Below are 24,177 nucleotides of genomic sequence, written 5' to 3'. Positions count from 1 at the left end.
GGCCGCGGTCGTGCCCGGGGACCGTCACCCGAACGTGGCCCGCTCCAGCCAGAACTCCAGCAGCTCCCGCTCACCGAGCACCTCCAACTCCGGGCTGTCCAGCGGCAGTCGACGGTAGAAGGCGAGCAGTACGGCGGTCAGCGGCCCCCTGAGCACGACCGTCGCCTTCTCGTGCCCGCGCCGCCAGACGATGACGTCGTCGGTGAGCTCGACCATCCACTCGGCGCGGAGCGCGGGAGCGCCGTCGGTGGCGTGCAGATGAATGCTGCGCCCCGCGCCCCTCAACTCCCCGGCCTCGTCGTGCGGCATGGTCCGCTGCACGAACTCCACGATCTGCAGCCACTCGTCGATCGCGTCGGCGGCGATGTCGGGCGCGACCTCGTAGGGCAGTCCCGCGGCGAGGGTGGCGTCGGCGCGGTGGACCGTGAGCTCGTGGGCCATCCGGCGGGCCCAGAAGCCGGAGGTGGGGATCCCGGCCCAGGCCCACACCGCCGTGTCCGCCCCGGCCTCCCGGAGTGTCCCGACGAGCATGTCGCCGGTCTCGGCGAGCCACGCGTCCAGCGCGGCCGCGTCTCCCGTGGGCTCGGGCCCGTCCCCCAAGGGCACCTGCTCCTCGGGGACTTCGGCGTCGGCCCTGGTGCGCACCATCAGCTCCACCCAGCGCAGAGCCCCGCCGGTGTGCCGCACCAGCTGCTCCAGCGACCAGTCGGGGCAGGTCGGCACCGTGCCGGACAGGTCGGCGCCCGAGGTCACCACGGACCTCAGCAGGCCGACCTGGTGGGCGATTTCGTCGCAGTAACGGTCATGGGCGAGCGGCGTCATGCCCCGCACCCTACGGGGACCCGGATCAGCCGAGCACGACGATTTCGGCCGCGTCGAACTCCACACCGACCCGGTCCCCGACCTCCGGCGCCTCCCGCAGGGCGCACGCCGCCTCCAGGTGCGGCGCGTCCCCTTCCGGTCGCAGTCGTACGGCGACGTGCGTGCCCTTGAACGTGCGGGCGGCCACCGTGCAGGGCAGCCCCTCGTCGGCGGCCACGAGCCGCACGCCCGCGGGCCGCACCAGCAGACTCCGGGGGCCCTGCGCGGCGTCCGCAGGGACCGGCAGCTTGCCCCAGGGCGTGTCCGCGGCCTCTCCGCCGACCATGCCCTCCACGACGTTCTCGAAGCCGAGGAAGCGGGCCACGAACTCGTCCGCGGGCCGCTGCCACACCTCAAGGGGCGTACCGGACTGGGCGATCCGCCCGTCCCGCATCACGACGACCCGGTCGGCAAGCGCGAACGCCTCGCCCTGGTCGTGGGTGACCGCGAGCACGGTGGTCCCCAACCGTCCGAACAGCTCGCGCAGTTCGACGACGAGCCGCTCCCGCAGCGAGCGGTCCAGCTGCCCGAGCGGCTCGTCCAGCATCAGCAGCCGCGGCCGGGGCGCGAGGGCCCGGGCCAGCGCGACCCGCTGCTGCTCACCACCGGAGAGCGAGGCGACGGCACGCCGACCGGCGCCCGGCAACCCGACGAGGTCGAGCAACTCCCGTACGCGCGAGCCCTGTTCGGCTTTGGAAGCCCCGTGCATCCGCAGTCCGAACGCCACGTTCCCGCCCACGTCCCGCTGCGGGAAGAGCTGATGATCCTGGAACATCAGCCCGACCCCGCGCTTGTGCGCGGCCACCCCCACCTGATCGCGCCCGTCCAGCAACACCTGCCCCTCGTCCAGGTGTTGCAGCCCGGCCACCACCCGCAGCAGCGTCGACTTCCCGCTCCCGCTGGGCCCGAGCACACACACGATCTCGTGCTCGGCGACCGACAGGTCGACCCTGTCGAGCACCGCCCGCCCGCCGAAGCGGACCGTGGCGCCCTGAAGGCTCAGCAGCATCAGAACTCACCCGTCCGATCGGTCCGCAGCCGCTCAAGGACCAGCAGCGCCACCGCGCACACCACCATCAGAATCGTCGAAAGGGCCATCGCCTGCCCGTAGTTGAGCTCACCGGCTCGCCCCAGCAGCCGCGCCACCGCGACCGGCAGCGTCGGGTTGTCGGGCCGCGCGATGAACACGGTCGCCCCGAACTCCCCCAGCGACACGGCGAACGCGAACCCGGCCGCGATCAGCAACGCCCGCCGTACCAGGGGCAGATCGATCTCCCGCCACACCTTCCAGGGCGACGCCCCGAGCACCGCCGCGGCCTCCCGCAGCCGGTGGTCCACGGCCCGCAGCACGGGCAGCATGGTCCGTACGACGAAGGGCACACCGACCAGCGCCTGCGCGAGCGGCACCAGGATCCAGGTGGCCCGCAGATCCAGCGGCGGCTCGTCGAGGGCGATCAGGAACCCGAACCCGACGGTCACCGCGGACACCCCCAACGGCAGCATCAGCAGCGCGTCGAAGCCCCGGACGAACCGCCCCGCGTCCCGCCGGGTCAGCGCCGCCGCGGCGAGACCGCCGATCGCCACCGCGATGGCGGTGGCGGCGAGCGCGTACGTAAGGGAGTTGCCGACCGCCTCGATCGGGGGCACCAGGAACACTCCCCCGTCGGACTTCGTCAGCGCCCGGTAGTACCCGAAGTCGGGGGCGTCGAGCGAACGCTGCACGAGCACGGCGAGCGGCAGCAGCAGGAGGACGACGACGGTGAGCAGCACCCCGCCCAGCAGCGCCCACTGTCCCGCCCCGCGCGGCCGCCGGGCCGTCCCGGACGCGTCCACCAGCCGCAGCGCGGTCTCCCGTCGCCGTACGGTCCAGGCGTGCAGGGCGAGGATCGAGCCGACGGCCACGAACTGGATGATCGTGAGGACCGCGGCCGTGGCCAGGTCGAAGATCTCCGAGGTCTGGCGGTAGATCTCCACTTCGAGGGTGGAGAAGGTCGGTCCGCCGAGGATCTGCACCACACCGAAGGAGGTGAAGGTGAACAGGAAGACCATGAGGGCGGCGGCCGCCACGGCGGGCCCGAGCGCGGGCAGGGTCACCTTCCGCCAGGCCGCGAGGCGCGAGGCGCCCAGCATCCGCGCGGCCTCCTCCTGCCGCGGGTCGAGCTGTGACCAGAGCCCGCCGACCGTGCGGACGACGACCGCGTAGTTGAAGAAGACGTGCGCGAGCAGGATGGCCCACACGGTCGTGTCCAGCCGTACGCCCCACAGCTCGTCGAGCAGTCCCCCGCGCCCGACCAGTGCCAGGAACGCCGTCCCCACGACGACCGTCGGCAGCACGAACGGCACCGTCACGACCGCCCGCAGGACCTGTTTGCCCGGGAAGTCGAAGCGGGCGAAGACATAGGCGCCCGGCAGCGCGACCAGCAGGGTGAGCGCGGTGGAGGCGAGGGCCTGCCAGGTGGTGAACCACAGGACGTGCCGGATGTCGGACTGTGCGAGCACGTCCGTGATCCGGCCGAACTGCCACGTGCCGTCGGCCTTGAGCCCGCGCGCCACGATCGCGGCGACGGGCCAGGCGAAGAAGACCCCGAAGAACGCGACGGGCAGGGCCATGAGCCCGAGCCGCGCCACGTTCCCCCTGAGGCTCCCGCGTGGGGCTACTTCAGTACGAGCGAGGTCCACGACTTGACCCACTGGTCACGGTTGGCGGCGATCTCGGCGGGGTCGAGGGTCTCGGGGTCCTTGGCCTGCGGGCCGTACTTCGTGAACTCCTGCGGCACCTCGGCGGCCTCCCGCACGGGGTAGACGAACATGTTCAGTGGCATGTCCTCCTGGAACCGCTTGGTGAGCAGGAAGTCGAGGAGCGCCTTGCCGCCCTTGCTGTTCCCGGCGTTGCTCAGCAGGCCCGCGTACTCGACCTGGCGGAAGCAGGTTCCCTCGGCGACCCCGGTCGGCGCGGTCGTCGGCTTCGGGTCGGCGTAGATGACCTCGGCGGGCGGCGAGGAGGCGTAGGAGACGACGAGCGGCCGGTCGGCCTTGGCCTTCTTGCCGCCGGCGGACCCCGAGAACTCCTCGTTGTAGGCCTGCTCCCAGCCGTCGACGACCTTCACGCCGTTGGCCTTGAGCTTGGTCCAGTAGCCCTCCCAGCCCCCATCGCCGTACTTGGCGGCGGTCCCGAGAAGGAATCCCAGCCCCGGCGAGGAGGTGGAGGCGTTCTCGGTGACGAGGAGGTTCTTGTAGGCGGGCTTGACCAGGTCGTCGAAGGAGGCCGGCGGGTCCAGCTTGTGCTCGCTGAAGTAGGCCTTGTCATAGTTGACGCAGATGTCGCCGGTGTCGATCGGCGTGACCCGGTGCTTGTTCTCGTCGACCCGGTACGCGGGCAGGATCAGGTCGGATCCCTTGGCCTCGTACGACTGGAACAGCCCGTTGTCCAGCGCCCTGGACAGCAGGGTGTTGTCGACGCCGAAGAAGACGTCGCCCTGCGGATTGTCCTTGGTCAGGATGGCCTTGTTCACGGCCTGCCCGGCGTCGCCGTCCTCCAGGACCTTGACCTTGTACCCGGACTCCTTCTCGAACGCGGCGAGGACGCTCTTGGAGACGGCCCACGAGTTGTGGCTGACGAGGGTGACGGTCTTGGAGCCGCCGCCGCCACTGTCGTTGTCGCTGTCGGACGACCCGCACGCGGACAGCGCGACGAGGCCGAAGCCGACGGCGAGGACCGTGGCCTTCTTGGTGATGCTCACTGGATTCCTCCTGGGGTGACCAGGAAGAGACGCGGCCCTGCCCGGAACCCCTGGAGGGCTCCGGGCAGGGCGCAACAGCTTGAGTGATGACCGAACTTCCTACCCAGAATGACCTGGGCGAGGTTCAGAGGGTCTGCGGCCCGATTGCCGCACTCTCAGCGCTGTGGCGCTCCCCTGTCGGAATATGAAGATGTACGTACGGGCTCAGGTTACCGCTCGCCCGCCGCCAGCTGACCGCAGGCCCCGTCGATCTCCTGCCCACGGGTGTCCCGGACGGTGACGGGCACCCCGTGCGCGGCGATGGCCTCGACGAAGGCCTTCTCGTCCTCCGGCCGGGAGGCGGTCCACTTGGACCCGGGAGTCGGGTTCAGCGGAATGAGGTTCACATGCACGGGCTTGCCCCGCAGCAGCCGCCCGAGCCGGTCACCGCGCCAGGCCTGGTCGTTGATGTCCCGGATGAGCGCGTACTCGATGGAGAGCCGGCGCCCCGACTTCTCGACGTACTCGAACCCGGCGTCGAGGACCTCGCGCACCTTCCACCGCGTGTTCACGGGGACGAGGGTGTCGCGCAGCTCGTCGTCCGGCGCGTGCAGCGAGATCGCGAGCCGGCACTTGAAGCCCTCGTCGGAGAACCGGTGGATGGCCGGCACCAGACCGACGGTCGAGACGGTGATGCCACGCTGCGAGATGCCGAGCCCGTCGGGGGCGGGGTCGGTGAGGGCCCGGATGGACTGCACGACCCGCTTGTAGTTGGCGAGCGGCTCGCCCATGCCCATGAAGACGATGTTGGAGAGCCGCGCGGGCCCGCCGGGCACGTCCCCGTCGCGCAGCGCCCGCATCCCGTCCACGATCTGGTGGACGATCTCGGCGGTGGACAGATTCCGGTCGAGTCCGGCCTGTCCGGTCGCGCAGAAGGGACAGTTCATCCCGCACCCGGCCTGCGAGCTGATGCACATGGTGACCCGGTCCGGGTACCGCATCAGCACCGACTCCACGAGCGTCCCGTCGAACAGCCGCCACAGCGTCTTGCGGGTGGTCCCCTGGTCGGTCGACAGATGCCGTACGACGGTCATCAGCTCAGGAAGCAGCGCCTCCTGCAGCTTTCCGCGAGCACCGGCGGGGATGTCGGTCCACTGCTCCGGATCGTGCGCGTACCGCGCGAAGTAGTGCTGCGAGAGCTGCTTGGCACGGAACGGCTTCTCACCGATCTCGGCCACGACATCCTTGCGCTCGGCAGGTGTGAGATCGGCAAGGTGCCGCGGCGGCTTCTTGGCTCCGCGGGGGGCGACGAAAGTGAGTTCTCCGGGCTTGGGCATGGTCATACCAGTGTCGCAGATCAACCGGAGTGCCCCAGTCGGCTACCGCCACGCCCAGAGATGGGCGGAAACGACCCCGTCGCCGGCCTCCCGGGTCCAGAAGTTCCCCGCAGACAGACCCGGCACCTGGACCTCGATGTCGTGGAAGACGTATTCGGACGCCAGACCCGGATACGACGGGGAGGAGTCCCGGCGCTGACGCCGTTCGGACACGGAGCCCACGACGACGCCGGGGCCTTCGACTCCGAGTTCCTCGGCCACGCACCGCCGCGCCGTGTCCGCCGCGTCCTCGCCGGGCTTCATCTTCTCGGCGGGGGCCTCGTTCCTGGAGCGCCAGGTCCCGTCGGCCATCAGCTGCGCGATCTCCACGAGCTCCTTGCCGCCCTGCCGGACGCGCAGGGAGACCACGGTGACGCGGCGCAGCGGTGGCTCGGAGTCCAGGGTCGTCTCCCCCGCCTCGATCTCGTCCCACAGGTGCTGGACGGACTTGGTCCCGGCGGTCCCCCACGACTCGTGGGGAATCCCGTAGTGCTCCAGCCACTCCCGCAGCCGTTCCAGGCTGTCCGGCACCCGCATACGCCCCGCCCTTCACGGTGTAGCCCGCTCCACCACCCATACGGGAGGCAGCTGCCTCGTAGCAGGGGACCCTACGGCGGAATCGTGGACGGCACACAGATCGCAGCAGCGCCCTGTGCCTTCCAGGAGGGGACCCGTTCCATGGCCGCCAACCGACGACGCGGACGCCGTATCGCCGCCCTCGCCACCACCGTCGCCGCCGTCACCCTGACCGCCGGGCTCCTCACCGGCTGCGAGAACACCGACGACGCGCTCGACTGTCTCACCAACGCCGACACGATCGCCGACGGTCTCAGGGCGATCCACGAGGCGGGCCGGGACGCGGCGAAGGACCCGTCGAGGACCGAGGAATCCATCGAGACCATCGAGAAGAACCTCGACAAGATCAACAATGACACGGACGACGGCGAGGTCGACAAGGCGGTCGACGACCTGAACCAGGCCATCCAGGACTACAACAGGTCCGTCCTCGACGGCGACACCGACCCGGACAGCAGCCGGATCGACGCCGCCGCGAACGAGCTCAAGGACGTCTGCGCGTCCTAGGCGGACGCGGAGAAGCCCCCGCCGAAGCGAGGGCTTCTCCCTGTACGGAAACGAACAGCCGAACCGGTCAGCCGGAAGCGATCAGCCGGACCCGACGAACAGCACCAGCAGCAGCCACACCACCGGCGCCGTCGGCAGCAGCGAGTCCAGCCGGTCCATGATGCCGCCATGGCCCGGCAGCAGCGTGCCCATGTCCTTGATGCCGAGGTCCCGCTTGATCATCGACTCGCCGAGGTCGCCGAGCGTGGCGCTGGCGGCGACCGCGAGGCCCAGCAGCAGGCCCTGCCACCAGATGCCGTCGTCGATCAGGAAATGCATGCACAGCGCGCCCGCGACCATCGCGAACGACACCGCGCCGAGCAGGCCCTCGCGGGTCTTGCCGGGGCTGATGCGCGGCGCGAGCTTGTGCCGGCCGAAGCGCCAGCCGACCGCGTACGCCCCGGTGTCGCTGACGACCGTCAGGACCAGGAACGTCATGACACGGAACGCGCCGTCGTCCGCGGTGAGCATCATCGCGACGAACGTCGCCAGGAACGGCACGTAGAACGCCGCGAAGACCCCCGCGGTGACGTCCTTCAGATAGCCCTCGGGCGGCTCGGTCATCCGCCAGACCAGGACGGCCAGCGCGGTGAGTGCCATCGCCACCCAGGCACCCTCGGCGCCCCGGACGTACCCGGCGACGACCATGGCCGCACCGCCGACCGCGAGCGGCACGAGGGGCGCCTTGATGCCCTTGCGCTCCTCGAGCCGGGACGTCAGCTCCCACAGACCGACGACGACGGCGACCGTTATGACGCCGACGAAGGCGGCCTTGACGACGAACAAGGACGCGACGATCACCGCACCGAGTCCGACGCCGACCCCTATGGCCGCACCCAGATCCCGCCCCGCGCTCTTCTTCTGCGGCGCGGGAGCCGGCTGCGGGGCGTCGGGCATGGGCTCCGGATTCTGCGGCGCCGCCGCACGGGGCTGCGCCGACGTGGTCTCGTCGCGGAACAAGGGGCCGCTCAGCCGAGCGGCCCCCCGGTCGTCATCCTGGTCGTCGCCGTATCGGGGCACGTCAGGTCCGTCAGGCACGATGGGCATGGGGCGAGTGTGCTGCGCCTCAGGCGCATCGTACGCGGGACCCGCCGGGGCAGCCCCCTGGACAGGCCCCTGGTCGGACGGCCCCCAGTACCCGGCTTGTGGCGGCGCTCCCCAGGAAGAGTCGTTCATCAGACCTCGAGCAGCTCCGCTTCCTTGTGCTTCAGGAGCTCGTCCACCTGGGCGACGTACTTGTGCGTGGCGTCGTCGAGCTCCTTCTCCGCACGGCGGCCCTCGTCCTCGCCGACCTCGCCGTCCTTGACGAGCTTGTCGATCGCGTCCTTGGCCTTGCGGCGGACCGAACGGATGGACACACGGGAGTCCTCCGCCTTGGCCTTGGCGACCTTGATGTAGTCGCGGCGGCGCTCCTCGGTCAGCTCGGGGAACACCACACGGATGATGTTGCCGTCATTGCTCGGATTGACGCCCAGGTCGGAGTCGCGGATCGCCTGTTCGATGTTGCGCAGCGCGCTCTTGTCGAACGGGGTCACCACGGCCATGCGCGGCTCCGGCACGGAGAACGAAGCCAGCTGGTTGATCGGCGTCGGCGCACCGTAATAGTCGGCCACGATCTTGTTGAACATCGCCGGGTGCGCACGACCGGTGCGGATCGCGGCGAAGTCCTCCTTGGCGACCACGACGGCCTTCTCCATCTTCTCCTCGGCCTCGAGGAGGGTCTCTTCGATCACCACTTGCTCCTGCGTGTCTTGAGTGAGGCCCGGCTGCGGTTCCTTGGTGAGGGGCGGCGGCCGGCTGCGTCGCGTCTTCTTCCTGCACGGTTCCCGACCGGCAGGACATTGTCCATCCCCCGGTCAGGGTCCGTCCCGTCCGTCCCCCGGACGGGTTGGTTGCCGGATCGTCAGTCCCGGCTGCCCTGGTCACCCACGAGCGTGCCGATCTTCTCACCCTTGACGGCGCGGGCGATATTGCCCTCTGCCAGGAGCTCGAAGACGAGGATCGGGAGCTTGTTGTCGCGGCACAGCGTGATGGCGGTCATGTCGGCGACCTTGAGGTCGCGGGTGATGACCTCGCCGTAGCTGAGCGAGTCGAACTTGACGGCCTCGGGGTTGGCCTTCGGGTCGGAGTCGTAGACCCCGTCCACGCCGTTCTTGCCCATGAGTAGCGCCTGGGCGTCGATCTCCAGGGCGCGCTGGGCGGCGGTGGTGTCGGTGGAGAAGTACGGCATGCCCATACCGGCGCCGAAGATGACCACGCGGCCCTTCTCCAGGTGGCGCACGGCGCGCAGCGGGATGTACGGCTCGGCGACCTGCCCCATGGTGATGGCGGTCTGCACGCGGCTGTCGATGCCCTCCTTCTCCAGGAAGTCCTGGAGGGCGAGGCAGTTCATCACGGTGCCGAGCATGCCCATGTAGTCGGAGCGGGCGCGGTCCATGCCGCGCTGCTGGAGTTCGGCGCCGCGGAAGAAGTTGCCGCCGCCGATGACGACCGCGACCTCCGCGCCGTCGCGCACGACTGCCGCGATCTCGCGGGCGATCTTGTGCACCACGTCCGGGTCCACGCCCAGGCCCCCACCGCCGGAGAAGGCCTCTCCGGACAGCTTCAGCAGAAACCGGCCGCTCACTTTGCCGTCGTCGCTCTTCTGGGCCTTGGTGGTCATCGGATTCTCGCCTCTTTCAAGGGGTCGCACATACGAAGAAGGCCATTGCCGATGGGAACTGGTTCGTATCCCATGCGCGGCAATGGCCTCCTCGTCAGATCTGCTGTCGTCCGCCGCGCGCGTGCGTGGCGGCGTACCGGACGACTGTCTCCGACCCTATCGGGGTCGGACGTCGCACGCGGTACGGACTCAGATGCCGACCTTGATACGCGTGAAGCGCTTCAGGGTGACACCGGCCTCGTCCAGAACCTTCTGGACGGACTTCTTGTTGTCGAGCGCGTACGGCTGGCCGAGCAGCGTGGCGTCCTTGAAGAAGCCGTTGAGGCGACCCTCGACGATCTTCGGCAGGGCGGCCTCGGGCTTGCCCTCGGCGCGGGTGGTCTCCTCGGCGACGCGACGCTCGGACTCGACGACCTCGGCCGGCACGTCCTCCTTGGAGAGGTACTTCGGCGCGAAGGCGGCGATGTGCTGGGCGACACCCTTGGCCAGGTCGGCGTCGGCCTTGTCGAGCTCGACCAGGACACCGATCTGCGGGGGCAGGTCGGGCATGGTGCGGTGCATGTAGGAGAAGACGAAACCGTCGGCGAACTGCGCGAAGCGGTCCAGGACGATCTTCTCACCGAGGTTGGCGTTGGCCTCGTCCACGTACGCCTGGACGGTCTTGCCGGCCTCGATCTCGGAGGCGAGCAGGGCCTGGAGGTCCGCCGGGGAGGTGGCGGCGACGTGCTCGGCGATCGCGGTGGCGACGGCCTGGAACTTCTCGCCCTTGGCGACGAAGTCCGTCTCGCACTTCAGCTCGACCAGGACACCGGAGGTGTTGTCGTCGGCGATGAGGGAGACCACGGCGCCGTTCTCGGCGGAGCGGCCCTCGCGCTTGGCGACGCCCTTCTGGCCCTTGATGCGCAGGGCCTCTACGGCCTTGTCGACATCGCCTTCGGCCTCGTCCAGGGCCTTCTTGCAGTCCATCATGCCGGCGCCGGTGAGCTCGCGGAGCTTCTTGACGTCGGCGGCGGTGTAGTTCGCCATGATTCCTGGAATCTCTCTCGAAGTCTGAAGATCTACGGGCTTGACGGCGGGGGCTGGTCGGCCCCCGCCGTCAAAAGACCCGAAGGGGTGAGGGGTCAGGCCTGCTCGGCCTCGGCGGCCGGAGCCTCGGCAGCGGCCTCGGCGGGCGCCTCGGCAGCGGGCGCCTCGTCGGCGGCGGGGGCGGCGGCCTCTTCGGCGGCGGGGGCCTCGGCAGCAGCCTCGGCCGGCGCCTCAGCAGCGGCCGGAGCGTCGGCGGCCGGGGCCTCCTCGGCCTTCTTCTCGCCCTCGAGCAGGTCGCGCTCCCACGCGGCGAGCGGCTCGCCCGCACCCTTGTCACCCTTGTCGCCGGTGGCGACGCCGGAGCGGGAGATGAGTCCCTCGGCGACGGCGTCGGCGATCACGCGGGTGAGCAAGGTGACGGAGCGGATCGCGTCGTCGTTGCCCGGGATCTTGTAGTCGACCTCGTCGGGGTCGCAGTTGGTGTCGAGGATGGCGACGACCGGGATGTTGAGCTTCCGGGCCTCACCGACCGCGATGTGCTCCTTCTTGGTGTCCACGATCCAGACGGCGCTGGGAACCTTGGACATCTCGCGGATACCACCGAGGGTCTTCTCGAGCTTGGCCTTCTCACGCGAGAGGACCAGGAGCTCCTTCTTGGTGAGGCCGGACGCGGCCACATCCTCGAAGTCGATCTGCTCGAGCTCCTTCAGGCGCTGCAGGCGCTTGTAGACGGTCGAGAAGTTGGTGAGCATGCCGCCCAGCCAGCGCTGGTTGACGTAGGGCATGCCGACGCGCGTCGCCTGCTCGGCGATGGCCTCCTGCGCCTGCTTCTTCGTACCGACGAACATGACCGTGCCGCCGTGGGCGACGGTCTCCTTGACGAACTCGTAGGCGCGGTCGATGTACGACAGCGACTGGAGCAGGTCGATGATGTAGATGCCGTTGCGCTCCGTGAAGATGAATCGCTTCATCTTCGGGTTCCAACGACGGGTCTGGTGACCGAAGTGGACGCCGCTTTCCAGCAGCTCCCGCATCGTGACGACGGCCATGGCCGTTCTCCTTGTTTCTCGGTTATGTCCTGACGCCCACATGCGCCGTGCCGCTAAGGACCGAGGGGCGCTGACCGGGACCGTTGCCGGCCGCCGTGTCGGGGCGTGCGAAGTCGACCCGGTGACCCGGATCGCCAGTAGAAGTGTACGGGACCCGCGGGGTACCGGGTGACGCCGATGTCCACAACCGCGGCGCGGTCCACAGCCCCCGGCCGTGATCACGGCTTTCCCGCAGGCTTGCGGCATGCGAGCGATGCGATGTGTGAGCGGGGGCGGCCCGGGGTTGCTGCTGGCCCTGGTGCTGACGGTGCTGGCCGCGGGCCCGGTGTCGGGTGACCCGGCCCCGCCTCCGCCGGCCGCCCCGGACCCTTCGGTTCCGGCCATCGGCCGCGCCTGGCCGGTGGGGGTGCGTCCCTCGGTCCTACGGGGCTGGGAGCCCCCGGCGACGGCGTACAGCCGCGGTCACCGGGGCGTGGACCTCGCGGCCGCACCGGGCACACCTGTACGAGCGGTGGCGGCGGGGCGGGTGCTGTACGCGGGGCGGGTGGCCGGCAAGGGCGTGGTCTCGGTGGAACTCGCCGGCACGGATTTGCGTACGACGTACGAACCGGTGACGGCGTCGGTCGGGAAGGGGGACGAGGTGGCGCCCGGCGAGGTGCTCGGCACGGTGGCGGCGACGGGCTCGCACTGCACGGCTCCGTGCCTGCACTGGGGCCTGCGGAAAGAGGAGGTCTACCTGGACCCGCTGTCACTGCTGCCACCGTGGCTGCTGCACAGGGGCCCGTCGAGGCTCCTGCCGGTACTTGGGGTGCCGCTGCCTCCTTCGGTCACCTAGCCAACGGGCACGCGATGCTGCCCGAGACGGCACAGGTGGGCGCAGACGGCACTCCGCGAGCACGGGCACGGTCCCCGCCCCTACGGCAGCCCCACGCGCCTCAGCCCCGAACGCCCCGCAGGGCCATGGCCACAGCGGCGTCCGTGATGGCCGAAGGATCCTCCGCCATCCCCAGCTCGATCCGCCGCACAGCCGCGTCCACGACCCCTTGCAGCAACATCGCGGCGAGCCGGGGTTCCGAGTGCCCCATCTCCCCGAGCGCCTGCCCGATCATCGCCACGAGGCCACCGTGCGCGGCCCGGATCTTCTCCCGGGCCCCCGCATCCAGCTCACTGGCCGAGATGGCCACGACAGCCCGGTGCCGCCGGTCCCCGACCAGGGCCAGCTGCCGGCGCACATACGCCTCGACCTTCGCCTCAGGCCCCTCGGCCGCGGCCATCGCCGCCGAGACCTCCGCGGCCCAGACCGGGAAGTCGACCTCGCACAGTTCCTCGACCACCGCGGCCCGCGACCGGAAGTACTCGTACACGGACGACCGCGCCAGCCCCGTCCGCTCGGCGAGAGCCGGAAACGTCAGCGCCTCCGTCCCGCCCTCGGACAGCAACGACCGAGCCGCGTCCAGCAGGGCGGCTCGCTGCATCGACCGGTGCTCGGCCACGGAGGCCGCTCGAATCCTTGGCACGTCGTCCACTTTACGGACGCACCACGCCCGACGGGAGTCACTCGTCCCGGCGCTTGTCATTCGGCCAGGTCAGCGGCCGAAGCTGGCCAGTTTCGCGCGCAGTTGCAGCACCGACTTGGTGTGGATCTGGCTGACCCGACTCTCGGTCACACCCAGCACGTTCCCGATCTCCGCGAGCGTGAGCCCCTCGTAGTAGTAGAGGGTGACCACGGTCTTCTCCCGCTCGGGCAGCGTGTTGATGGCCCGCGCCAGGAACCGTCTGAGCTCCCGGTCCTCGGCCACCTCGACCGGATTGTCGGCGGCGGTGTCCTCCAGCGTGTCCATGACGCTGAGCCCGTCCCCGCCCTCGCCCCCGACATGCAGCAGCTCCTCCAGTGCCACCACGTTCGCCAGCGACAACTGGCTGAAGACCGCGTGGAGTTCGTCCACCGCGATCCCCATCTCGGAGGCCACCTCGCCCTCGCTGGGCGTCCGCCTCAGCCGCGCTTCCAGCGTCGCGTACGCCCGCTCGACGTTGCGCGCCTTCTGCCGCACCGAGCGCGGAATCCAGTCCAGCGCCCGGAGCTCGTCGATCATCGCGCCCCGGATCCGCGTGATCGCGTACGTCTCGAACTTGATCTCCCGGTCGATGTCGAACTTCTCGATCGCGTCGATGAGCCCGAAGACCCCGGAGGACACGAAGTCGGCTTGCTCGACATTGGGCGGCAGCCCCACGCTCACCCGGCCCGCCACGTACTTCACCAGCGGCGAGTAGTGCAGGATCAGCTGCTCCCGCAGCTGCTCGTCGCCCGTCCCCTTGTACGAACGCCACAGTTCGTCGAGTGTCGAGGGAGCGGGCGGCCGCACGCTACCGTCGCGGGCGGCTGGGGGGATCGCCGCCCGGTCGGACCCGGAGGTGTGCTGGGGCATTCGTCGCCTTGTGCCGTTCTGCCGTGAATGAGGTGTGCCTGGGTGAGCTGTCTGCCTGATGTCGAGTTCGATGCCGAGGTGCCGGTCTGTGCCGGAATCCCCGTGAGCGTAGCGTGACTGGAGTGTCGCGGTGTGCGAAGTGCGTGGCGGAAGCTGTGCGCAGATACGTTCCTTTGACCGCCCCGCCGGGTCACGGCAGTAGCTCTGCGTGACCGGGCGGCGAGGTCAACTGCGGGAATTCCCAAGGCTGTCGGGGTTCCCCCGGACGGCCGAACACGCTCGGTCAGCATCGACTCCGACCGTCCCGGACGGAGATCATCGCCTGGCGTGTCAACTTCCAGCCGTCGCCGTGTCGTTCGACGTAACCAAGTGATCGGAGCTCGTACAGTCTCGCGATCGCGTCGTCCCGCGTCGTCTGCGCACCGCTTCCGACCTCGGCCGCGGTCGCCGCGCCGCGTGACGGCAGCGCGGCCAGGACCCGCCGGGCGCCCGGTGTGAGCAGATCGCGCGGCAGGACGGGTCCTCTCCGGTCCGGGGCGAGCTCTCCCATGTCGCCGACCAGCTCGACGACTTCCTCGGCATCCGTGACGAGCACCGCGTCCCCGCGCAGCAGCTCGTGCACCCCGGCGGAGAGTCCGCTGGTGGCCGGCCCGGGCACGCCCATGGTGTGCCGGCCGAGCCGCTGCGCCGCCCGCGCGGTGACGAGGGAACCGCTCCGATAGGCGGCCTCGACCACCACGGTCCCTCGGGTCAGCGCGGCGATCACCCGGTTCCGCAGCACGAATCTGCTCGGCGTCGGATGATCGCCGGGCGGCAACTCCCCGACCACCAGGCCCTGTTCCGCGATCCTGGTGATCAACTCGGTGTGCCCCGGCGGGTAGGGCCGGTCGACCCCGCAGGCCAGCACGGCGACGGTGGCCCCGCCGGCGCCGAGGGCACCGCGGTGTGCGGCGCCGTCGACTCCGTAGGCTCCGCCGGACACGACGACCCACCCGCGCTCGGCGAGACCGCACGCGAGGGTGGCCGCCATGTGGGCCCCGTACTCGGTGCACGCCCGGGCGCCCACGACGGCGACCGACCTGAGCGCCCACATCCGCAGACTGGGCGCCCCGCGCACCCACAGCCCCAGCGGCCGCGCGTCACCGAGGTCGTCGAGCTGCCCGGGCCACTCGGCGTCCCCGGGACACACGAACCGCACCCCGCAGTCCCGCGCGATCCGCAGATCGGCATCCGGCTCGGCGGCCCTCCCCCGAGCCACCAGCCCGCCCCACCGCTTCCCGGTCACCCCCGGCAGCGAGACCTCCTGCCCCTCCCGCACCCGCCGGGCCACCTCACACGCCCCGAACTCCCGCACCCACCGCCCGGCGACCTCGTCACCGGGTTCGACGACCCGGGTGAGGAAGACCCGGGCGAGGAGTTCGCCGTCCGGGTCCTGGCCCGCGTTCACGTCAGCGCTCCGATGGCCATCGGTACGCCCCTGGGGACCCCGGTGCGCAGTTGCAGCGCGAGGGCGACGTCGGTCGCGTCGGGGCGGTCGTGTCCGATCAGGTCGGCGACGGTCCAGGCGACGCGCAGGACACGGTCGAGTCCGCGGGCCGTCAGGACGCCGCGTTCGAGGTTGCGCTCGGCCTCGTCCATCGCGCCGGGCACCGCGTGCCAGCGGCTGCGCAGCTCACGGCCCGGCACTTCGCTGTTGGTCCGCCACGGGGTGCCGGTGAGACGGGCCGCGGCCCGCTCCCTGGCCGCCCGTACCCGGTCGGCCACGGTCGCGGTCGACTCGCCCCGGGCCCCGCGCTCGGTGAGCTGGGCCCGGGTGACGCGGTCCACCTCCACCCGCAGGTCGACCCGGTCGAGCAGCGGGCCGGAGAGCCGGGCCTGGTACCGGCGGATCGCCGAGGGCGGGCATTCGCAGAAGTCGTCGGTCTGCGAGAAGCGTCCGCAGGGGCACGGGTTGGCCGCCAGCACCATCAGGAACTTCGCCGGGAACCGTACGACACCCGCGCTGCGGGCGATCACCACATGGCCCGCCTCCAAGGGCTGCCGCAGCGCGTCCAGGGCCTGACTGCTGAACTCCGGGGTCTCGTCCAGGAAGAGGACCCCCCGGTGGGACAGGGACACCGCGCCGGGCCGGGCGATGCTCGGGCCGCCTCCGACGAGCGCCTGCATGGTGGCCGAGTGGTGCGGGGCGCAGTAGGGCGCGACGTCGATCAGCGGTTTGCCCGGCGGCAGCAGACCCGCCACCGAGTGCACCGCCGTGACCTGGAGGGACTCCTCGCGGGTCAGCCGGGGCAGGACGGCGGGCAGCCGCTCCGCGAGCATGGTCTTGCCGGCGCCTGGCGGCCCCTGGAGGAAGAGATGGTGGCCGCCGGCCGCCGAGACCTCCACCGCCGTACGGGCCGAGCGCTGGCCCACGACGTCGGCGAGGTCGTGGCCGTAGTCCTGCTGTGCGGCGCCCATGCTGTGCATCCCCGTGGCGGCGCCGGTGCCCGGCATCCGCAGGCCCGCCATGAGCGGGTCGGGGCGGCCCGGCTCGTCCGGCTCCTCGTCGGGGACCGGCTCGTCCGCGAGGACCGCGATCAGCTGTCGCAGACTGCGCACACCCAGCACGGAGACACCAGGCACCAGCGAGGCCTCGACCGCGGCACACTCCGGCACGACGACCTGCTCATAGCCCGCGTCCGCGGCGGCCAGCACCGCCGGCAGGATGCCCCGGACCGGACGTACACGTCCGTCGAGGCCCAGCTCTCCGATCATCACGATGTCGGCGAGCACCCGTGGGTCGATCCGCTCCGCGGCGCCGAGCACGGCACACGCGATGGCGAGATCGAAGCCCGAGCCGGCTTTCGGCACCGACGCCGGGCTGAGCCCCACCGTCAGCTTCTTCTGCGGCCACCCGACACCCGAGTTCACGACCGCCGCGCGAACCCGGTCCTTGCTCTCCGTAAGACTCTTGTCCGGCAGCCCCACCAACGTGAACGCCGCCACCCCCGGCTCCAGATCCGCCTGGACCTCCACGACCACGCCCTCGACGCCCACCAGCGCCACCGAGCACGTACGAGCGAACCCCATGTCAGGCCACCCCTCGCGCGTGCTCGACGACGGGTGCGCCGCGGTTCGGGAGGACGACGCCCACGAGGTCGATGCGGACCCCGCCCGGCGGTGCTCCTCCGTGGGCGTGGATCCAGCAGGCGGCGAGACCTCGCAGCCGCTCCGCCTTCTCAGGGGTGACGGCTGCCATCGGATGCTCGAAGGCACCCGTCCGGCGTGTCTTGACCTCGCAGACGACCAGGACGTCCCCGTCCCGCGCCACGATGTCGATCTCACCGGTCCTGCCACAGCGCCAGTTGCGCTCCAGGACCGTCATCCCCGCTGCCGCCAGCTGCCGCGCGGCCAGCGTCTCGCCGTACTTTCCCAGTGCACTGCGTGCCTGATGTGTGTTCATGTCGGCACCACCTCCGGCGCCAACCGTCACGCACAGCGGCCCACCAAGTTGATCTTGGTGGGCTACTCAGTGGTTGTGGAAAACTCCGTCACCCCGATGGGGCAACGTCAGCTGCCCGGGAGCTCCAGATCGCTCTTGTTGAGCTCCTCGATGTTCACGTCCTTGAACGTGAGCACTCGCACCTGTTTCACGAACCGAGCCGGCCGATACATGTCCCACACCCATGCATCCGCCATCGACACCTCGAAGAACACCTCACCCTGGACCGAGTGCACCTGCATCTCGTAGTCATTGGTCAGATAGAAGCGCCGCTCGGTCTCGATCACGTACTTGAACAGACCGACGACATCGCGGTACTCCCGATAGAGCTTCAGCTCCATCTCGGTCTCGTACTTCTCGAGGTCCTCGGCGCTCATGGCATGTTCCCCTTCAGCCGTGCGGTCCCACCATTGTGCGCCAGTCCCGTCAGCCCCTAGACGATTTCGGGGTCGAGGGTCACGGGCGTGGCCGGGGGACCTTCGTCGAGCAGCCTGCGGAGCAGCCCGGCGAGTCTGGTCGGATACACCGTCTCATGTGCCTGGGTCAGTTCCTGACACGTCCACCAGCGCGCTCCGGCGACGCTGCGTCGTTCCAGCTCGGTCAGCGCCACGGCCCCGGGCACCACATCCGACGTCCTGGCGGTCCGGGCCAAGTAATACCACTCGTCCTGGTCCCACCGACGGCCCGCGAACGGGAAGGAGCACATCCGTCGCCACAGCACCGGACCGAGTTCCACCTCGGTGATGCCGGTCTCCTCCTCGAGTTCCCGCAGAGCGGCCTGTTCACGAGTCTCCTCGCCCTCGATCCCGCCGCCCGGGGTGAACCACCAGTCGTTCGCCGGATCGTCCGGCTCATGGCCGTGCAGCAGGAGGATGCGGTCGTCCGGGTCGAGCAGCACCACTCTGGCGACCTTGCGCAATCCGCCCTGGTAGGTGTCCGCCGAAGCCTCAGCGGGCACCCACGGGCTCCGTCCGGGTCCGGGAACGGCCGCGGCCCAGCAGATTGGCGACCGGGCCGTAGGCGCCGCCGCCGAGGACGAGCACCGCACCGGCCACGATCAGGATCGTGATGGTCCGCAGCGGGCCCGGCGGGGAGAGCGCACCGAGCTTCTCGAAGCCGGTCGGTTCCTTCAGCATGCCGTTCATCGGCCAGACGACGGCGTCCACCCGGGCCGTCACGGCGGACCGCGCGACCGTGCCGCTGGCGGCGTCCGTCAGATGGGCGCTGGAGTCCAGGGAGCCCTGCCGCTCGTCACCCAGCAGGAACAGACGTCCCTCGGGGACCGTCACGGACGGGATGGTCTTCCACTCGGCCGCGCTGCCCGCGGGCAGATACGGCTCGTCGATCTGCTTGCCGTTGACGGTCAGCTTGCCGTCCGTGCAGCAGGCGACCGTGTCGCCGCCGACCGCGACCACGCGCTTGACCACGGGGGCGTTGGACACCCAGGTCTTGTCGGTGAAGACGACGACATCGCCCCGGCGTATGTCACCGCCGTCGACCCGCTGGGCCAGCACCCGGTTGCCGGCGTCGATGGTGGGCGCCATCGAGCTGGTGGGGACGGTGTACGGCCGGTAGACCACCGCTCCCCAGGCGAACCCGCCGAGGAACAGCACAAGGCCCAGCGCGACGGCCAGTCCGGACAGTCGCTGTCCGGTCCGGCTGCCCACCGGGCCCGTGTTCGTGCCTCCGCTGCGCGGGGCCGTGCGTGTCGTGCTCTCGCCACCCATGGGTCCGCACCCTACCCGGCGGTACCGGACGCGGTCAGCCCCTCACCAGCGACGAAGGTCATCCGCTCCGTAAAGGTTTCCCTGGGTCAGCGGGTCTCGGCCGGCGCGATCCTGCGCCGACGCCACAGCACCACCGGCACCACACCCGCGAGCGCGAGGCCCTGCGGGGCCGCCGACAGGGCGGTGGAGGCGGCGGACCGCGCGCTCAGATCCTGGTCGAAGGTGTCCGGGACCGGCAGGGTGCCCCAGCGGTTGAGCGGCCAGGCCTTCACGATGGCGCGTCCGACGACCTCGTCGACCGGGACCATGCCGTGGTACTTGTCGTCCTGGTTGTACCGCGAGTCGCGTGAGTTCTGGCGGTGGTCGCCCATGACCCAGATGTAGCCCTCGGGCACCTTGACCTTGAACTGGCCGCCGATGTCGTCGACCGTGCACGGGGTGTTGCCCGGGTAGACGTACGCCGACTCGCTCAGTGCCTTGCCGTTGACCTTCACCGGGCCGGTGCCCTTGCACTCGACGGTGTCGCCGCCGACGCCGATGACACGCTTGATGAGGTCCTTCTCCTCGGCGGACGGCATCAGGCCGATCCAGCTGAGGAACGTCTGGATGGCGTTCGGGTCGGCGGTCGGCTCACCCGCCAGCCACTGCGCGGGGTCGTGGAAGACGACGACCTCGCCGCGCTCGGGCTCGGAACCGAACCACGGGGTGAGCTTGTCGACCAGGACGCGGTCACCCTGCTGGAGGGTGTTCTGCATCGAGTCGGAGGGGATCGAGAACGCCTGCACCAGAAACGTCTTGATCAGCAGCGCCAGGACGAGCGCGATGCCGATCAGGATCGGCAGTTCCTTCCAGAAGGAGCGCTGGGTCTTCTGCTTGGGGGCCGAGTCGCCCGGCCCGTCGTCCCCGGGCTGTGGCCGCTCGTCCGCCGCGGAGTCACTCCCTGAGGTCACGGCGTCGTCCGTGGCCGGGTCGGGCGCGTCCACGGGGCGTCCGCGGTGCTCCTCGCCGTCGTGCCCGGACCGTGCGCCAACCGCCACATCCCCCACGCCAACTCCTTACTCTGTGCCGCCGCCTGCCCCATGTACGGCGCAGGCCCACCACTCCCATAACGAGCGGGAGTTCCGCAGGGCTCGGGAGCTGGATCGTTCCGTTCGGATCGTCGGAGGCAACCCTATGCGACAGTTGGGGAGCCGCAGTCGACGCGGCGGCCGAGTCGGTAATGGATGAGTATGTTTTCGGCTCGTCGAGGCTGTTCCAGTGGCCGAAGGGCCAGGCGATGACCCTCGCCCGTCCCACCACCGAGTCCTCGGAGACCGTACCGCCGTAGTCAGTGTCCTGATGTGCGCGGGAGTCCGCGGAGTTGGCCCGGTGATCGCCCATCACCCACAACCGCCCCTGCGGGACGGTGATGTCGAACTCCTGCGTCGAGGGTGCGTTGCCGGGATAGAGGTAGTCGCCCTCGGTGAGCGGGACGCCGTTGACGGTGACCCGCCCTTCCGCGTCACAGCACTTGACCCGGTCCCCGCCGACGCCGACGACGCGCTTGATGAGGTCCTTCTCGTTGTCGGACGGCAGCAGGCCGATGAAGGTGAGCCCTTCCTTGATCTGCTTGATGACGACGGGGTCTTCCTTCTTCGTCGTCGTCTGCTCGTCCTGCAGCCAGCCGCCCGGGTCCTTGAAGACCACGACGTCCCCGCGCTGCGGCTTGGAGCCGAACCACGGGGTGAGCTTGTCGACCAGCACCCGGTCGCCGATCTGGATCGTCTGCTCCATGGAGCCGGACGGGATCACGAAGGCCTGCACGAGGAAGGTCTTCAGCACCAGGGCTATCAGCACGGCGACACCGACGAGCAGCGGTATCTCCTTGGCGGCGGAGCGCCTGCGGCGCCGCTTGACCTTCCGCTGGAGCTTGCGCCGCTCCGCGCGCGTACGACCGCCGGAGGGAGCGGAGGCGCGCCGGACGCCGGTGGGCAGAAGGTTGTCGGCGGCGTCGCTGGGCACACCGCGCGGTTTGCCGCGATTACCCATCGGCACCTGCCGCGGCGGGCACCCGCGCGTAGGCGTCGGGTCGGTGCAGCCGGGTCCAGTGCGCGGTCGGCCATACGATCCAGTCGGCGCGGCCGATCACCTCGGTCACCGGGATCATGCCGCCGCCGGGCGAGCCCAGGTGGTCGCGGGAGTCGCTGGACTCGCCGCGGTGGTCACCGAGGACGAAGAGGGTGCCGTCGGGCACGACGACGTCGAAGTCCACCGAGGACGGAGAGTCACCGGGATACAGGAACGACGACTCGTCGACCGACCGGCCGTTCACCTGGATCCTCCCCTCCTTGTCGCAGCAGACCACGTGGTCTCCCCCCACACCCACGACCCGCTTGATGTAGTCCGCATCCCCGAAATACCCGGTTCCGTCGAACACCACTACATCTCCGCGCCGCGGCTCGGCACCGAAACGGTACGCCAACTTATTTACGAGAACCCGGTCCCCGATCCTCAATCCGTTTTCCATGGATCCGCTGGGAATCTGGAACGGTTGCGCCACGAAAGCGTTGAGAGACAGCAAAAACAGCAGGCAGACCAACAGGGTCACGCTGATCCGGCCGCCGGGAAGCCACTGGGTGATCCACGACACCAACGCGAAGCGCGACCGCCCCTCCTGACCCTCTGTGTCCGAGATCTCCTCGGATGCGGAAGGGCGGGAGGAGCGGTCGCGCTCCGTCTGCTGTGCTTCGGTGTCCATCGGGGCCAGATGCTATCCGGCCCCTCTGTGGACCCCGGAAGGCGAGATCAGTTGTCGCGCTTCTCCTTGATCTTCGCGGCCTTGCCGCGCAGCTCACGGAGGTAGTACAGCTTGGCGCGACGCACGTCACCGCGGGTCACGAGCTCGATCTTCTCGACGATCGGGGTGTGCACCGGGAAGGTGCGCTCCACGCCGACGGAGAACGAGACCTTGCGGACCGTGAAGGTCTCGCGGACACCGGCGCCCTGGCGACGGATGACGACGCCCTTGAACTGCTGCACACGGGAGCGGTTGCCCTCGATGACGCGGACGTGGACGTTGACGGTGTCACCCGGGCGGAAGGCCGGGATGTCGGTGCGCAGCGACGCGCTGTCGACGGAGTCGAGCAGGTGAGACATTTCGTCTGCTTTCTTCACCCATGCCACAGGTCATAGGCGGTAGCTAGGTGTATCGGAGGATGCTGTCCGTGCCGGGGCGGGCGTCGTGTCCCCCTGTGGCAGGGGCGCACGCCGGACGACGCACAACAGCGACCTATTGTTCCACGTCGTCGACCCGACGCCAAAATCGGCCGTACGGCTCCCCTGCCGGATCGGGCGCCCAGCCCAGGATGGAGAGCATCTCGCGGTCCTTCTTGTCGAAGGCCTTGGGCTCACAGCGCTCGATGAGGTCGGGCCGGTTGGCCGAGGTGCGCTTGAGCGCCTCGTCGCGCCGCCAGCGGGCGATCTTGCCGTGGTGGCCGCTGAGCAGCGTCTCCGGGATCTCCCGGCCGCGCCAGCGGGGCGGCTTGGTGTAGACGGGGCCCTCCAGGAGGTTCGCCATGGCCCCGGGCGCGAAGGAGTCGTCCCGGTGGGACTCGGCGTTGCCCAGGACACCGGGCAGCAGCCGGGCCACGGCCTCCGTGACGACGAGGACGGCCGCCTCGCCGCCGGCGAGGACGTAGTCGCCGATGGAGACCTCGTAGACGGGCATCCGGGTGGCGTACTCGTCGATGACGCGGCGGTCGATGCCCTCGTAGCGGGCGGGCGTGAAGACCAGCCAGGGCCGCTCGGAGAGCTCCACGGCGAGTTCCTGGGTGAAGGGACGGCCGCTGGGCGTGGGGACGATGAGCGCGGGCGCGTGGGAGCCCGTGTCATAGCCGTCGGCCAGCACGGAGTCCAGCGCGTCTCCCCACGGGTCGGTCTTCATGACCATGCCGGGGCCGCCGCCGTAGGGGGTGTCGTCGACGGTGTTGTGGCGGTCGTACGTCCAGTCGCGCAGGTCGTGGACGTGGACGTTCAGCTGTCCACGCGCGCGTGCCTTGCCGACGAGGGAGACGTTCAGCGGTTCGAGGTACTCGGGGAAGATCGTGACGACGTCGAGCCTCATGCGCTGTCTTCCTTGGACGACGCGATCTCGGCCTGGTCGTCGATCAGCCCGGGCGGCGGGTCGATCACCGCCCGCTGCTCCTCGAGGTCGATCTCGGTGACGATCGACTCCACGAAGGGGATCATCACCTCACTGCCGTCGGGCCGCTCGACGATGAACAGGTCCTGGGAGGGCAGGTGCGAGATCTCGGTGATCCGGCCGACCTCCAGCCCGTCCTTGGTGACCACGTCCAGGTCCATCAGCTGGTGGTCGTAGTACTCGTCCTCCTCCTCGGGCAGCTCCTCCGGGTCCACCTCGGCGATCAGGAGGGTGTTGCGGAGGGCCTCCGCGCCGGAGCGGTCCTTCACGCCCTCGAAGCGCAGAAGGAGGCGTCCGCTGTGGACGCGGCCGGTCTCGATGGTGAGGGGGCCGGTGGAGGCGGGGTCCGTGAGCAGTACGGCGCCGGGCCCGAGCCTGAGCTCCGGCTCGTCGGTGCGGACCTCCACGGTGACCTCGCCCTTGATGCCGTGGGCACGGCCGATGCGAGCGACTACCAGCTGCACTGTGCTTGTTCTCCTGTAGGTACGACTACGGGCCGGGGACGGCCCAGTGGCCCTCCCCGGCCCGAGCCGGTGCTGCGTTTGGCG

Annotated in this window: 27 protein-coding genes; 2 read left to right on the top strand and 25 right to left on the bottom strand. The window is 70.1% G+C overall.

The window, feature by feature from the left end:
* Window positions 1-24: 24 nt before the first annotated feature.
* The 6 genes from OG381_RS32965 to OG381_RS32940 all read right to left on the bottom strand — a co-directional run bounded on the left by OG381_RS32965 (window position 25) and on the right by OG381_RS32940 (window position 6,493).
* On the bottom strand, window positions 25-822 hold the full coding sequence (locus OG381_RS32965; protein WP_327719644.1) for a maleylpyruvate isomerase family mycothiol-dependent enzyme: 798 nt from the start codon (window positions 820-822) through the stop codon (window positions 25-27).
* Window positions 823-847: 25 nt separating this feature from the next.
* Window positions 848-1,870 (bottom strand): ABC transporter ATP-binding protein, encoded by a 1,023-nt coding sequence (locus tag OG381_RS32960; RefSeq protein WP_327719643.1) that lies wholly within the window; start codon window positions 1,868-1,870, stop codon window positions 848-850.
* Window positions 1,870-3,471, bottom strand: coding sequence for an ABC transporter permease (locus tag OG381_RS32955; RefSeq protein ID WP_327722612.1), 1,602 nt, complete (start codon window positions 3,469-3,471; stop codon window positions 1,870-1,872). Before OG381_RS32955 ends, OG381_RS32960 begins: the two co-directional genes overlap by 1 nt.
* A 44-nt stretch (window positions 3,472-3,515) precedes the next feature.
* Window positions 3,516-4,601: a thiamine ABC transporter substrate-binding protein gene (locus OG381_RS32950; RefSeq protein ID WP_327719642.1), complete on the bottom strand. Its 1,086-nt coding sequence runs from the start codon at window positions 4,599-4,601 to the stop codon at window positions 3,516-3,518.
* A gap of 209 nt (window positions 4,602-4,810) precedes the next feature.
* A complete protein-coding gene (rlmN, locus tag OG381_RS32945) occupies window positions 4,811-5,917 on the bottom strand; it encodes a 23S rRNA (adenine(2503)-C(2))-methyltransferase RlmN (RefSeq protein WP_046261937.1) in 1,107 nt (368 codons plus the stop codon).
* 42 nt (window positions 5,918-5,959) lie between these two features.
* A complete protein-coding gene (locus OG381_RS32940) occupies window positions 5,960-6,493 on the bottom strand; it encodes an NUDIX domain-containing protein (RefSeq protein WP_327719641.1) in 534 nt (177 codons plus the stop codon).
* An 84-nt stretch (window positions 6,494-6,577) separates the two neighbouring features.
* On the opposite strand from OG381_RS32940, the gene OG381_RS32935 reads away from it, so the two are divergent.
* Window positions 6,578-7,039 carry a hypothetical protein gene (locus OG381_RS32935; RefSeq protein ID WP_327719640.1) on the top strand — a complete coding sequence of 154 codons (462 nt, stop codon included), beginning with the start codon at window positions 6,578-6,580 and terminating at the stop codon, window positions 7,037-7,039.
* An 81-nt stretch (window positions 7,040-7,120) separates the two neighbouring features.
* Here OG381_RS32935 and OG381_RS32930 read toward each other — a convergent pair whose 3' ends face one another.
* From OG381_RS32930 to rpsB, 5 genes are all read right to left on the bottom strand, one after another.
* Window positions 7,121-8,254 carry a phosphatidate cytidylyltransferase gene (locus tag OG381_RS32930; RefSeq protein WP_327719639.1) on the bottom strand — a complete coding sequence of 378 codons (1,134 nt, stop codon included), beginning with the start codon at window positions 8,252-8,254 and terminating at the stop codon, window positions 7,121-7,123.
* Window positions 8,254-8,811: a ribosome recycling factor gene (gene frr / locus OG381_RS32925; protein ID WP_266821475.1), complete on the bottom strand. Its 558-nt coding sequence runs from the start codon at window positions 8,809-8,811 to the stop codon at window positions 8,254-8,256. Before frr ends, OG381_RS32930 begins: the two co-directional genes overlap by 1 nt.
* Before the next feature lie 170 nt (window positions 8,812-8,981).
* The gene (gene pyrH, locus OG381_RS32920) at window positions 8,982-9,740 is read right to left on the bottom strand and encodes a UMP kinase (protein WP_307025351.1); all 759 of its coding nucleotides are present in this window, start codon (window positions 9,738-9,740) and stop codon (window positions 8,982-8,984) included.
* A 189-nt stretch (window positions 9,741-9,929) separates the two neighbouring features.
* Entirely contained in the window at window positions 9,930-10,766 is an 837-nt protein-coding gene (gene tsf / locus OG381_RS32915) for a translation elongation factor Ts (RefSeq protein WP_307025353.1), read from the bottom strand.
* 95 nt (window positions 10,767-10,861) lie between these two features.
* Window positions 10,862-11,815 carry a 30S ribosomal protein S2 gene (rpsB, locus tag OG381_RS32910; RefSeq protein WP_327719638.1) on the bottom strand — a complete coding sequence of 318 codons (954 nt, stop codon included), beginning with the start codon at window positions 11,813-11,815 and terminating at the stop codon, window positions 10,862-10,864.
* 244 nt (window positions 11,816-12,059) lie between these two features.
* Between rpsB and OG381_RS32905 the strand changes: the two genes are divergently transcribed.
* Complete coding sequence (locus tag OG381_RS32905; protein ID WP_327719637.1) at window positions 12,060-12,650, top strand: murein hydrolase activator EnvC family protein; 591 nt, start codon at window positions 12,060-12,062, stop codon at window positions 12,648-12,650.
* Between the two features lie 100 nt (window positions 12,651-12,750).
* Here OG381_RS32905 and OG381_RS32900 read toward each other — a convergent pair whose 3' ends face one another.
* The 14 genes from OG381_RS32900 to rimM all read right to left on the bottom strand — a co-directional run bounded on the left by OG381_RS32900 (window position 12,751) and on the right by rimM (window position 24,093).
* Entirely contained in the window at window positions 12,751-13,308 is a 558-nt protein-coding gene (locus tag OG381_RS32900) for a TetR/AcrR family transcriptional regulator (RefSeq protein ID WP_307037166.1), read from the bottom strand.
* Window positions 13,309-13,401: 93 nt separating this feature from the next.
* Window positions 13,402-14,241 carry an RNA polymerase sigma factor WhiG gene (whiG, locus tag OG381_RS32895; RefSeq protein ID WP_327719636.1) on the bottom strand — a complete coding sequence of 280 codons (840 nt, stop codon included), beginning with the start codon at window positions 14,239-14,241 and terminating at the stop codon, window positions 13,402-13,404.
* A gap of 283 nt (window positions 14,242-14,524) precedes the next feature.
* Window positions 14,525-15,688 (bottom strand): DNA-processing protein DprA, encoded by a 1,164-nt coding sequence (dprA, locus tag OG381_RS32890; RefSeq protein ID WP_327719635.1) that lies wholly within the window; start codon window positions 15,686-15,688, stop codon window positions 14,525-14,527.
* Window positions 15,685-17,310: a YifB family Mg chelatase-like AAA ATPase gene (locus OG381_RS32885; RefSeq protein ID WP_327719634.1), complete on the bottom strand. Its 1,626-nt coding sequence runs from the start codon at window positions 17,308-17,310 to the stop codon at window positions 15,685-15,687. The genes dprA and OG381_RS32885 overlap by 4 nt, the downstream gene beginning before the upstream one ends.
* Before the next feature lies 1 nt (window position 17,311).
* On the bottom strand, window positions 17,312-17,683 hold the full coding sequence (locus OG381_RS32880; protein ID WP_327719633.1) for a YraN family protein: 372 nt from the start codon (window positions 17,681-17,683) through the stop codon (window positions 17,312-17,314).
* Window positions 17,684-17,790: 107 nt separating this feature from the next.
* Entirely contained in the window at window positions 17,791-18,099 is a 309-nt protein-coding gene (locus OG381_RS32875; RefSeq protein WP_005311352.1) for a DUF2469 domain-containing protein, read from the bottom strand.
* A gap of 56 nt (window positions 18,100-18,155) precedes the next feature.
* Window positions 18,156-18,680, bottom strand: coding sequence for an NUDIX hydrolase (locus tag OG381_RS32870; RefSeq protein WP_327719632.1), 525 nt, complete (start codon window positions 18,678-18,680; stop codon window positions 18,156-18,158).
* Complete coding sequence (lepB, locus tag OG381_RS32865; RefSeq protein WP_327719631.1) at window positions 18,670-19,449, bottom strand: signal peptidase I; 780 nt, start codon at window positions 19,447-19,449, stop codon at window positions 18,670-18,672. The genes OG381_RS32870 and lepB (OG381_RS32865) overlap by 11 nt, the downstream gene beginning before the upstream one ends.
* 86 nt (window positions 19,450-19,535) lie before the next feature.
* Window positions 19,536-20,495 carry a signal peptidase I gene (lepB, locus tag OG381_RS32860; protein ID WP_327719630.1) on the bottom strand — a complete coding sequence of 320 codons (960 nt, stop codon included), beginning with the start codon at window positions 20,493-20,495 and terminating at the stop codon, window positions 19,536-19,538.
* The gene (lepB, locus tag OG381_RS32855) at window positions 20,383-21,477 is read right to left on the bottom strand and encodes a signal peptidase I (protein ID WP_327719629.1); all 1,095 of its coding nucleotides are present in this window, start codon (window positions 21,475-21,477) and stop codon (window positions 20,383-20,385) included. The genes lepB (OG381_RS32860) and lepB (OG381_RS32855) overlap by 113 nt, the downstream gene beginning before the upstream one ends.
* Window positions 21,470-22,186 carry a signal peptidase I gene (lepB, locus tag OG381_RS32850; protein WP_327719628.1) on the bottom strand — a complete coding sequence of 239 codons (717 nt, stop codon included), beginning with the start codon at window positions 22,184-22,186 and terminating at the stop codon, window positions 21,470-21,472. The genes lepB (OG381_RS32855) and lepB (OG381_RS32850) overlap by 8 nt, the downstream gene beginning before the upstream one ends.
* Before the next feature lie 47 nt (window positions 22,187-22,233).
* A complete protein-coding gene (gene rplS, locus OG381_RS32845; protein ID WP_046258836.1) occupies window positions 22,234-22,584 on the bottom strand; it encodes a 50S ribosomal protein L19 in 351 nt (116 codons plus the stop codon).
* A 133-nt stretch (window positions 22,585-22,717) separates the two neighbouring features.
* Window positions 22,718-23,551: a tRNA (guanosine(37)-N1)-methyltransferase TrmD gene (gene trmD, locus OG381_RS32840; RefSeq protein WP_327719627.1), complete on the bottom strand. Its 834-nt coding sequence runs from the start codon at window positions 23,549-23,551 to the stop codon at window positions 22,718-22,720.
* A complete protein-coding gene (gene rimM / locus OG381_RS32835; protein WP_327719626.1) occupies window positions 23,548-24,093 on the bottom strand; it encodes a ribosome maturation factor RimM in 546 nt (181 codons plus the stop codon). The genes trmD and rimM overlap by 4 nt, the downstream gene beginning before the upstream one ends.
* Between the last annotated feature and the right edge of the window lie 84 nt (window positions 24,094-24,177).

The sequence above is a fragment of the Streptomyces sp. NBC_00490 genome, from assembly GCF_036013645.1.
Classification (GTDB): Bacteria; Actinomycetota; Actinomycetes; order Streptomycetales; family Streptomycetaceae; genus Streptomyces; species Streptomyces canus_F.
The sequence above is the reverse complement of the archived record's forward strand: the minus strand, read 5'-3'. Positions and strand labels throughout refer to the sequence as shown.

Excerpts from the sequence above, each read along its gene's own strand:
- OG381_RS32965 (WP_327719644.1), bottom strand. The coding sequence starts at position 822 with ATGACGCCGCTCGCCCATGACCGTTACTGCGACGAAATCGCCCACCAG.
- OG381_RS32960 (WP_327719643.1), bottom strand. The coding sequence starts at position 1,870 with ATGCTGCTGAGCCTTCAGGGCGCCACGGTCCGCTTCGGCGGGCGGGCG.
- OG381_RS32955 (WP_327722612.1), bottom strand. The coding sequence starts at position 3,471 with ATGGCCCTGCCCGTCGCGTTCTTCGGGGTCTTCTTCGCCTGGCCCGTC.
- rlmN (WP_046261937.1), bottom strand. The coding sequence starts at position 5,917 with ATGCCCAAGCCCGGAGAACTCACTTTCGTCGCCCCCCGCGGAGCCAAG.
- OG381_RS32940 (WP_327719641.1), bottom strand. The coding sequence starts at position 6,493 with ATGCGGGTGCCGGACAGCCTGGAACGGCTGCGGGAGTGGCTGGAGCAC.
- OG381_RS32930 (WP_327719639.1), bottom strand. The coding sequence starts at position 8,254 with ATGAACGACTCTTCCTGGGGAGCGCCGCCACAAGCCGGGTACTGGGGG.
- pyrH (WP_307025351.1), bottom strand. The coding sequence starts at position 9,740 with ATGACCACCAAGGCCCAGAAGAGCGACGACGGCAAAGTGAGCGGCCGG.
- tsf (WP_307025353.1), bottom strand. The coding sequence starts at position 10,766 with ATGGCGAACTACACCGCCGCCGACGTCAAGAAGCTCCGCGAGCTCACC.
- rpsB (WP_327719638.1), bottom strand. The coding sequence starts at position 11,815 with ATGGCCGTCGTCACGATGCGGGAGCTGCTGGAAAGCGGCGTCCACTTC.
- OG381_RS32905 (WP_327719637.1), top strand. The coding sequence starts at position 12,060 with ATGCGAGCGATGCGATGTGTGAGCGGGGGCGGCCCGGGGTTGCTGCTG.
- whiG (WP_327719636.1), bottom strand. The coding sequence starts at position 14,241 with ATGCCCCAGCACACCTCCGGGTCCGACCGGGCGGCGATCCCCCCAGCC.
- OG381_RS32885 (WP_327719634.1), bottom strand. The coding sequence starts at position 17,310 with ATGGGGTTCGCTCGTACGTGCTCGGTGGCGCTGGTGGGCGTCGAGGGC.
- OG381_RS32880 (WP_327719633.1), bottom strand. The coding sequence starts at position 17,683 with ATGAACACACATCAGGCACGCAGTGCACTGGGAAAGTACGGCGAGACG.
- OG381_RS32875 (WP_005311352.1), bottom strand. The coding sequence starts at position 18,099 with ATGAGCGCCGAGGACCTCGAGAAGTACGAGACCGAGATGGAGCTGAAG.
- lepB (WP_327719631.1), bottom strand. The coding sequence starts at position 19,449 with ATGGGTGGCGAGAGCACGACACGCACGGCCCCGCGCAGCGGAGGCACG.
- lepB (WP_327719629.1), bottom strand. The coding sequence starts at position 21,477 with ATGGGTAATCGCGGCAAACCGCGCGGTGTGCCCAGCGACGCCGCCGAC.
- lepB (WP_327719628.1), bottom strand. The coding sequence starts at position 22,186 with ATGGACACCGAAGCACAGCAGACGGAGCGCGACCGCTCCTCCCGCCCT.
- rplS (WP_046258836.1), bottom strand. The coding sequence starts at position 22,584 with ATGTCTCACCTGCTCGACTCCGTCGACAGCGCGTCGCTGCGCACCGAC.
- trmD (WP_327719627.1), bottom strand. The coding sequence starts at position 23,551 with ATGAGGCTCGACGTCGTCACGATCTTCCCCGAGTACCTCGAACCGCTG.